The sequence below is a fragment of the Phytobacter massiliensis JC163 genome (genome assembly GCF_000321045.1).
GTDB classification, from domain to species: domain Bacteria; phylum Pseudomonadota; class Gammaproteobacteria; order Enterobacterales; family Enterobacteriaceae; genus Phytobacter_A; species Phytobacter_A massiliensis.
Map to the genome: position 1 here is coordinate 513,705 of NZ_HE578947.1, position 10,850 is coordinate 524,554.

13 protein-coding genes and 1 pseudogene are annotated in these 10,850 nt (G+C 57.6%); 12 read left to right on the forward strand and 2 right to left on the reverse strand.

All coding sequences use genetic code 11. The features are described from left to right. Positions 1-2: 2 nt before the first annotated feature. From nhaR to ENTHG_RS16470, 4 genes are all read left to right on the forward strand, one after another. On the forward strand, positions 3-893 hold the full coding sequence (gene nhaR, locus ENTHG_RS16455; protein WP_044182007.1) for a transcriptional activator NhaR: 891 nt from the start codon (positions 3-5) through the stop codon (positions 891-893). Between the two features lie 82 nt (positions 894-975). After that, the gene (locus ENTHG_RS16460) at positions 976-1,287 is read left to right on the forward strand and encodes an antibiotic biosynthesis monooxygenase family protein (protein ID WP_044182009.1); all 312 of its coding nucleotides are present in this window, start codon (positions 976-978) and stop codon (positions 1,285-1,287) included. Positions 1,288-1,291: 4 nt separating this feature from the next. After that, positions 1,292-1,690, forward strand: coding sequence for an amino acid-binding protein (locus ENTHG_RS16465; RefSeq protein ID WP_044182011.1), 399 nt, complete (start codon positions 1,292-1,294; stop codon positions 1,688-1,690). After that, positions 1,674-2,375: an ArsR/SmtB family transcription factor gene (locus ENTHG_RS16470; protein WP_044182014.1), complete on the forward strand. Its 702-nt coding sequence runs from the start codon at positions 1,674-1,676 to the stop codon at positions 2,373-2,375. The genes ENTHG_RS16465 and ENTHG_RS16470 overlap by 17 nt, the downstream gene beginning before the upstream one ends. 61 nt (positions 2,376-2,436) lie before the next feature. Here the strand turns inward: ENTHG_RS16470 and rpsT are convergent, their stop codons facing one another. Continuing rightward, positions 2,437-2,700 carry a 30S ribosomal protein S20 gene (gene rpsT / locus ENTHG_RS16475; RefSeq protein ID WP_044182016.1) on the reverse strand — a complete coding sequence of 88 codons (264 nt, stop codon included), beginning with the start codon at positions 2,698-2,700 and terminating at the stop codon, positions 2,437-2,439. 103 nt (positions 2,701-2,803) lie between these two features. On the opposite strand from rpsT, the gene ENTHG_RS26095 reads away from it, so the two are divergent. The 8 genes and pseudogenes from ENTHG_RS26095 to ENTHG_RS16510 all read left to right on the forward strand — a co-directional run bounded on the left by ENTHG_RS26095 (position 2,804) and on the right by ENTHG_RS16510 (position 10,241). Then, positions 2,804-3,022 carry a DUF2575 family protein gene (locus ENTHG_RS26095; RefSeq protein WP_071825892.1) on the forward strand — a complete coding sequence of 73 codons (219 nt, stop codon included), beginning with the start codon at positions 2,804-2,806 and terminating at the stop codon, positions 3,020-3,022. Between the two features lie 7 nt (positions 3,023-3,029). Continuing rightward, positions 3,030-3,968, forward strand: a complete 939-nt coding sequence (gene ribF, locus ENTHG_RS16480) for a bifunctional riboflavin kinase/FAD synthetase (protein WP_044182018.1) — start codon at positions 3,030-3,032, stop codon at positions 3,966-3,968. A gap of 33 nt (positions 3,969-4,001) precedes the next feature. Continuing rightward, positions 4,002-6,851: an isoleucine--tRNA ligase gene (gene ileS, locus ENTHG_RS16485; RefSeq protein WP_044182021.1), complete on the forward strand. Its 2,850-nt coding sequence runs from the start codon at positions 4,002-4,004 to the stop codon at positions 6,849-6,851. Then, the gene (gene lspA, locus ENTHG_RS16490) at positions 6,851-7,351 is read left to right on the forward strand and encodes a signal peptidase II (protein ID WP_044182023.1); all 501 of its coding nucleotides are present in this window, start codon (positions 6,851-6,853) and stop codon (positions 7,349-7,351) included. Before ileS ends, lspA begins: the two co-directional genes overlap by 1 nt. A 78-nt stretch (positions 7,352-7,429) precedes the next feature. Next, positions 7,430-7,879 carry an FKBP-type peptidyl-prolyl cis-trans isomerase gene (fkpB, locus tag ENTHG_RS16495; protein ID WP_044182541.1) on the forward strand — a complete coding sequence of 150 codons (450 nt, stop codon included), beginning with the start codon at positions 7,430-7,432 and terminating at the stop codon, positions 7,877-7,879. Position 7,880: 1 nt separating this feature from the next. Continuing rightward, positions 7,881-8,831 carry a 4-hydroxy-3-methylbut-2-enyl diphosphate reductase gene (gene ispH / locus ENTHG_RS16500; RefSeq protein WP_044182026.1) on the forward strand — a complete coding sequence of 317 codons (951 nt, stop codon included), beginning with the start codon at positions 7,881-7,883 and terminating at the stop codon, positions 8,829-8,831. A gap of 64 nt (positions 8,832-8,895) precedes the next feature. Next, positions 8,896-9,810, forward strand: coding sequence for a ribonucleoside hydrolase RihC (rihC, locus tag ENTHG_RS16505; RefSeq protein WP_044182029.1), 915 nt, complete (start codon positions 8,896-8,898; stop codon positions 9,808-9,810). A 69-nt stretch (positions 9,811-9,879) separates the two neighbouring features. Further along, positions 9,880-10,241, forward strand: a pseudogene (locus tag ENTHG_RS16510) (DUF805 domain-containing protein). Here the strand turns inward: ENTHG_RS16510 and ENTHG_RS16515 are convergent. After that, a partial coding sequence (locus ENTHG_RS16515) for a substrate binding domain-containing protein (RefSeq protein ID WP_044182032.1) occupies positions 10,216-10,850 on the reverse strand: 635 nt, incomplete at its 5' end. The pseudogene ENTHG_RS16510 and the gene ENTHG_RS16515 overlap by 26 nt on opposite strands.

Consider the following 10,850-nt stretch of genomic DNA (forward strand, 5'->3'; position numbering starts at 1 on the left):
ACATGTCGCATATTAATTACAACCATCTCTATTATTTCTGGCACGTCTACAAGGAAGGGTCTGTGGTTGGGGCGGCTGAGGCGCTCTATCTTACGCCGCAGACCATTACCGGGCAGATCAAAGCGCTGGAAGAACGCCTGCAGGGCAAACTGTTTAAGCGTAAGGGAAGGGGGCTGGAGCCCAGCGAACTGGGAGAGCTGGTGTTCCGCTACGCCGATCGCATGTTCACCTTAAGCCAGGAGATGCTGGATATTGTCAACTACCGCAAAGAGGCCAGCGTGCTGTTTGACGTTGGCGTGGCCGACGCCTTATCAAAACGGCTGGTGAGCGGCGTGCTGGATGCCGTGATCGTTGAAGATGAACAAATTCATCTGCGCTGTTTTGAATCTACCCATGAGATGCTGCTGGAGCAGCTTAGCCAGCATAAGCTGGATATGATCATCTCAGACTGCCCCATCGATTCTACCCAGCAGGAGGGGCTGTTCTCAGTGAAAATCGGCGAATGCAGCGTCAGCTTCTGGTGTATGAACCCGCCGGAGAAACCCTTTCCCGCCTGCCTTGAGGAGCGGCGTCTGCTGATCCCCGGCAGGCGCTCTATGCTGGGCCGAAAAATTCTGAACTGGTTGAACTCGCAGGGGCTGAAGGTGGAGATCCTCGGCGAGTTTGACGATGCGGCGCTGATGAAAGCGTTCGGCGCGGCGCATAACGCCATTTTTGTCGCCCCCACGCTCTATATGAACGATTTATATAACGATGACGCTGTCACCGAAATTGGGCGGATAGATAACGTGATGGAGGAGTATCACGCTATTTTTGCCGAGCGCATGATCCAGCATCCTGCGGTGCAGCGTATCTGTAACCGCGACTACTCGGCGCTGTTCCGCAGCAGCTGACCCGCCATATTTCGCTCTGCGCCGAAGTATGTTTTTACCCGCGCGATAAAGTTATCCCTCTTATCAACGAGAGGGATAACCCATGATTGCCGTACTTTTTGAAGCGAACGCCATTGAATCGCAGCAGGCGCGCTACCTGCAACTGGCGGCGGAACTCAAGCCGCTACTTGCCGATATTGATGGCTTTATTGCCATAGAACGTTTTCAGAGCCTCGCCACGCCGGGAAAAATTCTTTCCCTCTCCTGGTGGCGCGATGAAGAGGCTATCTCCCAGTGGCGGCAGAACCTGTGCCACCGTGCCGCCCAGGCGGAAGGGCGCGACGCTATTTTCTCTTCTTACCACATCCGCATCGCCCGTCTTGAACGTGAATACACCTCAGCAGAGCGGGGCTAAGAATATGTATGATATTCATGTTATTTTAGCTAACGCGCCGGGCGAGCTGGCAAGACTGGGCCGAACGCTGGGCAACCACGGCGTGGGCCTGGAAGGCGGCGGCGTCTTTACCTGCCGGGAAGAAGCCCATGCGCATTTTCTGGTAGAGGAGGGCGTTAAAGCTAAAGCGGTGCTGGAGGCGCACGGTTTTATGGTCGCCGGGCTTTATCAGCCGCTAATCCGCAAGCTCAGACAGGAGCGCCCCGGCGAACTGGGGGCGATTGCCGCCGCGCTGGCGGAACGGGGCGTGAATATTGTCGTGCAGTACAGCGATCACGCTAACCGGCTCATCCTGGTGACCGATAACCATAGCGTCGCCTGCGAGGCGACAGAACCCTGGGCAAACTATGCATCTCTCTCCTGAACAGCTGGCCGACGACGGCCATTTAGAGAAGGCCCTGGCGGAGATTGCCGCCGCCATGGCCGATCCCTCACGTATTAAGATGCTCTGTGCGCTGATGGATGGCCGGTCCTGGACGGCGACAGAACTGGGGGCGGTAGCGGGCGTCGCTGCTTCCACCGCCAGCGGCCATCTCAACCGGCTGGTCTTAAGCCAGCTTGTCACCTTTCTTTCCCAGGGGCGTCATCGCTATTATCGTCTCGCCGGGCCGGATATCGCCCGGTTGATAGAGACGATGATGGGCGTCTCCTGGCGTCGCGTCACGCCACCCGTCACGCGAACCCCGCTGGCGCTGCGCCATGCCCGTACCTGCTACGACCACCTCGCTGGTGAAGTGGCGGTGGCTATCTATGATGCGCTTGTGGAAAAAAACTGGCTGACACAGGACGGTGCGGCGATTACCGCAGCGGGCGCGGACTTTTTTGCCGGAATGGGTATGCCTGTGGCGGGAAAATTAACCCGCAAACCCTGCTGCGCCTGTCTGGACTGGAGCGAAAGGCGGTTTCACCTTGGCGGGCAGGCGGGGGCGCTGCTGCTGGCATATTTTGAGAAAAAGGGCTGGCTTACGCGGACGCCGGGGTTTCGGGAAGTAACATTTACCTCGGGCGGGCGACGGGCGTTGCGGTCATTACTGGATATCGCCTGCTAGCCGCAGGCATAAAAAAACCCGCTTTACGCGGGTTCTTTCACAAAGTACAACAAGCGGGCGATTAAGCCAGTTTGTTGATCTGCGCAGTCAGGTTAGCCTTATGACGAGCAGCTTTGTTTTTGTGGATCAGACCTTTAGCAGCCTGGCGATCCACGATCGGTTGCATGTCGTTAAATGCTTTCTGTGCAGCCGCTTTGTCGCCAGCTTCGATAGCTGCGTATACTTTCTTGATGAAAGTACGCATCATAGAGCGACGGCTTGCGTTGTGCTTACGAGCCTTTTCAGACTGAACGGCACGTTTCTTAGCTGATTTGATATTAGCCAAGGTCCAACTCCCAAATATGATCTATTGTGGACAATTCAAAGGCCGAGGAATATGCCCTTTTAGCCTTCTTTTGTCAATGGATTTGTGCAAATAAGCGCCGCTAGTGTACGACGCTACGTTACGTAGTGATGGCGCAGGATTCTACCAGCTTGCGGGCTTCGAATACAGCTTTTCCACGATAAAAAATCACCCTGTAGGGCAGTTTTTCATCCCAAAGAACGCCAGCGTGATGAAATCCTTCTCCTTTCTGGCGGCCAGGGGCAATCGTCGGTTAACGTCGCCCGTTGTACAAGGTATACTCGGGCGATTTTCACTGTTTTGAGCCAGACATGAAGCTGATACGCGGCATACATAATCTCAGCCAGGCACCGCACGGGTGTGTGCTGACTATTGGTAATTTCGACGGCGTACACCGCGGCCACCAGGCGCTTTTACAAGGGCTTTGCGAAGAGGGCCGCGCGCGTGGACTGCCTGTCGTGGTGATGATATTCGAGCCGCAGCCGCTTGAACTGTTCGCGGGGGACAAATCGCCCGCGCGCCTGACGCGGCTGCGTGAAAAGCTGCGCCTGCTGGCGCAGTGCGGCGTGGATTACGTACTGTGCGTACGTTTTGACCGCCGTTTCGCCGCCTTAACGGCGCAGGCGTTCGTGAGTGATTTGCTGGTGGATAAGCTCGGCGTGAAATTTCTGGCCGTGGGCGACGACTTCCGTTTTGGCGCTGGTCGCCAGGGGGATTTCTTGTTATTACAGACAGCCGGGCAAAAATACGGTTTTGACGTCACCAGTACGCAGACCTTCTGCTCGGGCGGCGCTCGCGTCAGCAGCACGGCGGTCCGCCAGGCGCTGTCTGACGACGACCTTACGCTGGCAGAAGCGCTGCTGGGCCATCCGTTCAGCATCTCAGGGCGGGTGGTGCACGGCGATGCGCTGGGGCGCACCATAGGTTTTCCGACGGCGAATATACCGCTGCGCCGTCAGGTTTCCCCTGTTAAAGGGGTTTATGCGGTTGAAGTGGCAGGATTAGGCGATACGCTACTGCCCGGCGTGGCCAATATCGGCACCCGGCCAACGGTCGCCGGCGTTCGTCAGCAGCTGGAAGTTCACCTGTTGGATATTGCAATGGACCTCTACGGACGCCATATAGATGTAGTGCTGCGTAAAAAAATACGCAATGAGCAGCGATTCACCTCGCTCGATGAGCTAAAGGCGCAAATCGCAAAAGATGAGTTAACGGCCCGTGAATTTTTTGGGCTAACAAAACCGGCTTAACGGCTGAGTTAAAAATACGGAACCGAGAATCTGATGAGTGACTATAAATCAACCCTGAATTTGCCGGAAACAGGGTTCCCGATGCGTGGCGATCTCGCTAAACGCGAACCGGGAATGCTGGCGCGTTGGACCGATGATGACCTCTACGGCATCATCCGTGCGGCTAAAAAAGGCAAAAAAACCTTCATTCTGCATGACGGCCCTCCTTATGCGAATGGCAGCATTCATATTGGTCACTCGGTTAACAAGATTCTGAAAGATATTATCGTGAAGTCCAAAGGCCTGGCGGGTTACGACTCGCCGTACGTGCCTGGCTGGGACTGTCACGGGCTGCCTATCGAGCTGAAAGTCGAGCAGGAGTTTGGCAAGCCGGGCGAGAAGTTCACCGCCGCCGAGTTCCGCGCTAAATGCCGCGAGTATGCGGCGACTCAGGTTGACGGCCAGCGCAAAGACTTTATCCGTCTGGGCGTGCTGGGCGACTGGCAGCACCCGTACCTGACGATGGACTACAAAACCGAAGCCAACATCATCCGCGCGCTGGGTAAAATCATCGGCAATGGCCACCTGCACAAAGGCGCTAAGCCGGTGCACTGGTGCGTCGACTGCCGCTCTGCGCTGGCGGAGGCGGAAGTTGAGTATTACGACAAAACGTCGCCGTCTATCGACGTGGCCTTCCAGGCCGTTGACCAGGACGCCATCAAAGGCAAATTCAACCTGCCTGCGGTAAGCGGCCCGGTTTCACTGGTTATCTGGACCACCACCCCGTGGACCCTGCCGGCGAACCGCGCCATTTCTCTCTCGCCGGAGTTTGACTACGCGCTGGTGCAGATTGACGGCCAGGCGCTGATCGTCGCTAAAGATCTGGTCGAGAGCGTGATGAAACGTATCAACGCTGTTGATTACAGCGTGCTGGGCACCGTGAAAGGCGCGGAGCTGGAGCTGATGCGCTTTAAGCATCCGTTCCTGGATTTCGACGTGCCGGCTATCCTTGGCGACCACGTCACGCTGGATGCCGGTACCGGCGCGGTGCATACCGCGGGCGGCCACGGCCCGGACGACTACACCATCAGCCAGAAGTACGGCCTGGAAATCGCTAACCCGGTTGGCCCGGACGGCGCGTATCTGCCGGGTACCTATCCGACGCTTGACGGCGTGAATGTTTTTAAAGCCAACGACATCATCGTCGAGATGCTACGCGAAAGCGGCGCGCTGCTGCACGTTGAGAAAATGCAGCACAGCTATCCGTGCTGCTGGCGTCATAAAACGCCGATCATCTTCCGCGCCACGCCGCAGTGGTTCGTCAGCATGGATCAAAAAGGTCTGCGCATTCAGTCGCTCAAAGAGATCGACCGCATTGAGCAGGAAGGTCTGGCGAAAGAGAACCTGAGCGGCTGGATCCCGGCCTGGGGGAAAGCGCGCATCGAATCGATGGTAGCGAATCGCCCGGACTGGTGTATCTCCCGTCAGCGTACCTGGGGCGTGCCGATGGCGCTGTTCGTGCATAAAGACACCGAAGAGCTGCACCCGCGCACCACGGAACTGATGGAAGAAGTGGCCAAATACGTCGAGAAAGACGGTATTCAGGCGTGGTGGGATCTCGACCCGCGCGAAATCCTTGGCGACGACGCGGATAACTACGTCAAAGTGCCGGACACGCTGGACGTCTGGTTCGATTCCGGATCGACCAGCTACTCCGTCGTTGACGCCCGTCCGGAATTCGCCGGTCACGCCGCCGACATGTACCTGGAAGGCTCCGACCAGCATCGCGGCTGGTTTATGTCCTCCTTGATGATCAGCGTGGCGATGAAAGGCAAAGCGCCGTACCGCCAGGTGCTGACGCACGGCTTCACCGTTGATGGCCAGGGCCGCAAGATGTCCAAGTCCATCGGCAACACCGTGTCGCCGCAGGATGTGATGAACAAACTGGGCGCGGATATCCTGCGTCTGTGGGTGGCGTCTACCGACTACACGGGCGAAATGGCCGTGTCGGACGAGATCCTCAAACGCGCTGCCGACAGCTATCGTCGTATCCGCAACACCGCGCGCTTCCTGCTAGCGAACCTGAGCGGTTTCGATCCGGCCAAAGACATGGTGAAGCCGGAAGAGATGGTAGTGCTGGACCGCTGGGCGGTAGGCTGCGCGCAGGCGGCGCAGGAAGATATCGTTAAAGCCTACGAGTCTTACGATTTCCACGAAGTGGTGCAGCGCCTGATGCGTTTCTGCTCCATCGAAATGGGGTCGTTCTACCTCGACATCATCAAAGACCGTCAGTACACCGCGAAAGCGGACAGCGTAGCCCGTCGCAGCTGCCAGACCGCACTGTACCATATCGCGGAAGCGCTGGTGCGCTGGATGGCGCCGATCATGTCCTTCACCGCAGATGAAATCTGGGGCTACCTGCCGGGCGAGCGTGAGAAGTATGTCTTCACCGGCGAATGGTATAACGGCCTGTTTGGGCTGGCGGAAACCGAAGCCATGAACGACGCTTACTGGGACGAGCTGCTGAAAGTCCGCGGCGAAGTGAACAAGGTCATTGAGCAGGCGCGCGCCGACAAGAAAGTGGGCGGCTCGCTGGAAGCAGCGGTCACGCTCTATGCTGAGCCGGAACTGGCGGCGAAGCTGACGGCGCTGGGCGATGAATTACGATTTGTCCTGTTGACCTCCGGTGCGAAAGTTGCGGATTATGCGCAGGCTTCCACCGATGCTCAGCAGAGCGAACTGCTCAAAGGGCTGAAAGTGGCGTTAAGCAAGGCCGACGGTGAGAAATGCCCGCGCTGCTGGCATTACACTCAGGACGTTGGCAAGGTAGCGGAACACGCAGAGATCTGCGGACGCTGTGTCAGCAACGTCGCCGGTGACGGCGAAAAACGTAAGTTTGCCTGATGAGTAAACCGATCTTTTCAACAGGGCTACGCTGGTTGTGGCTGGTAGTGGTCGTGCTGATTATCGATCTGGGCAGCAAGTTCCTTATCCTCCAGCACTTTGCGCTGGGGGATACGGTGCCGCTGTTTCCGTCGCTTAATCTGCATTATGCGCGTAACTATGGGGCGGCGTTCAGCTTCCTCGCCGATAGCGGCGGCTGGCAGCGCTGGTTCTTCGCAGGTATCGCGATTGGTATCTCCGTGGTGCTGGCGGTGCTGATGTACCGTTCAAAAGCGTCTCAGAAGCTGAACAACATTGCCTATGCGATGATTATCGGCGGCGCGCTGGGCAATCTGTTCGACCGCCTGTGGCACGGCTTTGTCGTCGACATGATCGACTTTTATGTCGGTAACTGGCATTTCGCCACCTTCAACCTTGCCGACAGCTTTATCTGCGTCGGCGCGGCGTTGATTGTGCTGGAAGGCTTTTTACCGAAAGCCGCTGTCAAAGAGCAGGCCTGAAAATGGTAGCCCGGACCAGGCGTGATGCCGCATCCGGGCTACCTCTACTACTTTCGCCGTGATAAAGGTTGTACCTGCATGTCTAAATCAGTACAGAGTAACAGTGCGGTGCTGGTGCACTTCACCTTAAAGCTCGACGATGGCTCTACCGCAGAGTCTACCCGTAACAACGGCAAACCGGCGCTGTTTCGCCTGGGGGATGGTTCCCTGTCCGAAGGGCTGGAGCAGCATCTGCTGGGGCTGAAAGCGGGCGATAAAGCCACCTTTTCTCTGGAGCCGGATGCGGCCTTTGGCGTCTCAACGCCCGATCTGATCCAGTACTTCTCGCGTCGGGAATTTATGGACGCGGGCGAGCCTTCAATCGGCGCAATCATGCTCTTTACCGCCATGGACGGTAGCGAGATGCCTGGCGTGATTCGTGAAATCAATGGCGACTCCATCACCGTTGACTTTAACCATCCTTTAGCCGGGCATACCGTTCATTTCGATATCGACGTGCTGGAAGTTGAACCGGCGCTGGAGGCGTAAAATGCAGATTCTGTTGGCCAACCCGCGCGGTTTTTGCGCTGGCGTAGACCGCGCTATCAGCATTGTTGAAAACGCGCTGGCTATTTACGGCGCGCCGATTTATGTCCGTCACGAAGTGGTGCATAACCGCTACGTGGTCGACAGCCTGCGCGAGCGCGGGGCAATTTTTATTGAGCAGATAAGCGAAGTGCCGGACGGCGCGATCCTGATCTTCTCGGCCCACGGCGTATCCCAGGCGGTACGTAACGAGGCGAAAAGCCGCGATTTAACGGTGTTTGACGCCACCTGCCCGCTGGTGACCAAAGTGCATATGGAAGTCGCCCGCGCCAGCCGTCGTGGCGAAGAGGCCATTCTGATAGGCCATGCCGGGCATCCCGAAGTGGAAGGCACGATGGGCCAGTACAGCAACCCGGCGGGCGGGATGTATCTGGTGGAGTCGCCGGAAGATGTGCAGACGCTGAATATCAAAGATGCCGGCAAGCTCTCGTTTATGACGCAAACCACCCTGTCGGTGGATGACACTTCTGACGTTATCGACGCCCTGCGCGAGCGTTTCCCGAAAATTGTCGGGCCGCGTAAAGATGACATCTGCTACGCCACGACCAACCGCCAGGAAGCGGTACGCGCCCTGGCCGAACAGGCGGATGTGGTGCTGGTGGTCGGTTCAAAGAACTCCTCCAACTCCAACCGTCTGGCCGAACTGGCGCAGCGGATGGGCAAGGCGGCGTTTTTGATTGATGACGCCACCGATATCCAGGAAGAGTGGGTCAAAGCGGTTGCCTGCGTTGGGGTGACTGCGGGCGCTTCCGCCCCGGATATCCTGGTGCAGAACGTTATTGCCCGCCTGCAGGAGCTGGGCGGCGGGGAGGCTATCCCGCTGGAAGGGCGCGAAGAGAATATCGTTTTCGAAGTGCCAAAAGAGCTGCGTGTGGATGTTCGTGAGGTTGAATAACCTTTCATCTGCCACCGTTTGCTAAAATGCCAGGCCCTGCGCCTGGCTTTTTTATGGAGAAAAAATGCGTCTACCCATCATCCTTGATACCGATCCCGGCATTGACGATGCCGCGGCTATCGCCGCCGCGCTGTTCGCTCCTGAACTGGATCTGCAACTGCTGACGACGGTCGCAGGAAATGTCTCCGTAGAAAAAACCACCCGCAACGCCCTGCAGCTGCTTCATTTCTGGAATGTGGATCTGCCCGTTGCCCAGGGGGCGGCTACGCCGTTGCTGCGCCCCCTCAGAGACGCGGCTTATGTGCACGGCGAGTCCGGTATGGAAGGGTATACGTTTGTCGAACATCAGCGGCAACTGCTGGAGAAACCCGCCTTTCAGGCGATACGCGATGTGCTGATACACGCGCCGGAGCCTGTCACCCTGGTTGCCATTGGCCCGCTTACCAACATCGCGCTGCTGATCACCCACTATCCTGAATGCCTGTTCAACCTTCGTCGGCTGGTGATCATGGGCGGCTCCGCCGGGCGCGGGAATTTTACCCCCAACGCCGAGTTCAACATCGCTATCGATCCTGAGGCGGCGGCGAAAGTGTTTCAGAGCGGGCTTGAGATTGTGATGTGCGGGCTGGATGTCACCAATCAGGCTGTGCTGACCCCGGAGTATCTCGCCACGCTACCCACGCTCAACCAGACCGGCAGAATGCTGCACGCGCTCTTTAGCCACTACCGTAGCGGCAGCATGAGCAGCGGGCTGCGAATGCACGATCTGTGCGCCATTGCCTGGCTGGCGCGTCCGGAGATCTTTACCCTTAAGCCCTGTTTTGTGGCGGTGGAAACCCAGGGGGAGTGGACGTCCGGGACGACAATGGTCGATATTGAAGGCAAACTGGGGCAACCGGCAAACGCGCAGGTGGCGCTGGGTATTGATGTGGAAGGATTCCAGCGCTGGGCGGCGGAAGTGATTGCGAGGGCGCCGTAGCCTGGCGATGACGCCTTTAACGACGCGACGCCGCCTAAAGTGGATTCACACATTATCATGGAGAGAACAATGACTTATGGACAAGCTTATCTTCTTGGCTGGAAGAAGGGTTTTAATTTTAGCGGCATGGCCAGCAGGTTGGAATTCTGGTCTTTTTTCTTATTAACCTGGCCATCGTCGCGTTACCGCTCGCGGTCTGGTTGCTGGTGATGCAGTACGACTATCAGTTCGGCGTTTTTATATTTTTCGCGTTGCCGCTCAGCGTTATCCTGTTGCTGATTATGATCGTCCCGGTGCTGGCCGTTGGCTGCCGCAGGATGCACGATATTGGCCGTTCAGGCTGGTGGTTCGCCCTGTGCCTGTTTATCCCGTGGTTCCTGATCGTCGCGCTATGGCTGTGCTGCCTTAAGCCGGCTTCATCTTCTCGCTAAGATAATCAATCATCGCCCGCATTCTGGCGGGCATATGTTTGTTGCCTGACCACAGCAGCCACAGCTGGCCGGAGTAGCTGCTGATAAATTCCCATTCCGGCAGTACCGGCACTATTTCGCCGCTTGCCAGCGCCTCACGCGCGGTAAACAGGGGCAGGCTGCCGATACCGAGATGCTGTTTCACGGCATCCAGCCGCACGGCGGTATGGTTGGCGGCATAGCGGCCACGGGTCTGAACGGTCTCCGTTTTACCGTCGCGGCGGAACTTCCAGCGTGAATCGGCAGGCGTTTCGCCAAGGGTAATACAGCTGTGCTCGCGCAGATCCTGCGGCGTTTGCGGGCAGCCGTGCCGTTGCAGATATTCAGGCGTCGCGCAGATAGCGTGGTGGACAGGCATCAGCGGCTTGCCGTACAGCCCCGGCGACGGCGTATGGGTGATGCGCAGCGCCAGGTCGATGCCGTCGTCAATCAAATCCAGTACGCGGTCTTCCAGCCGCAGGCAGACATCGACCTGCGGGTAGCGGTTAAAAAACTCCAGCATCAGCGGATGTATCACAAAGCGCCCCACCGCTTTCGGCACGCTTAGCGTCAGCTTGCCCTGCGCAACCG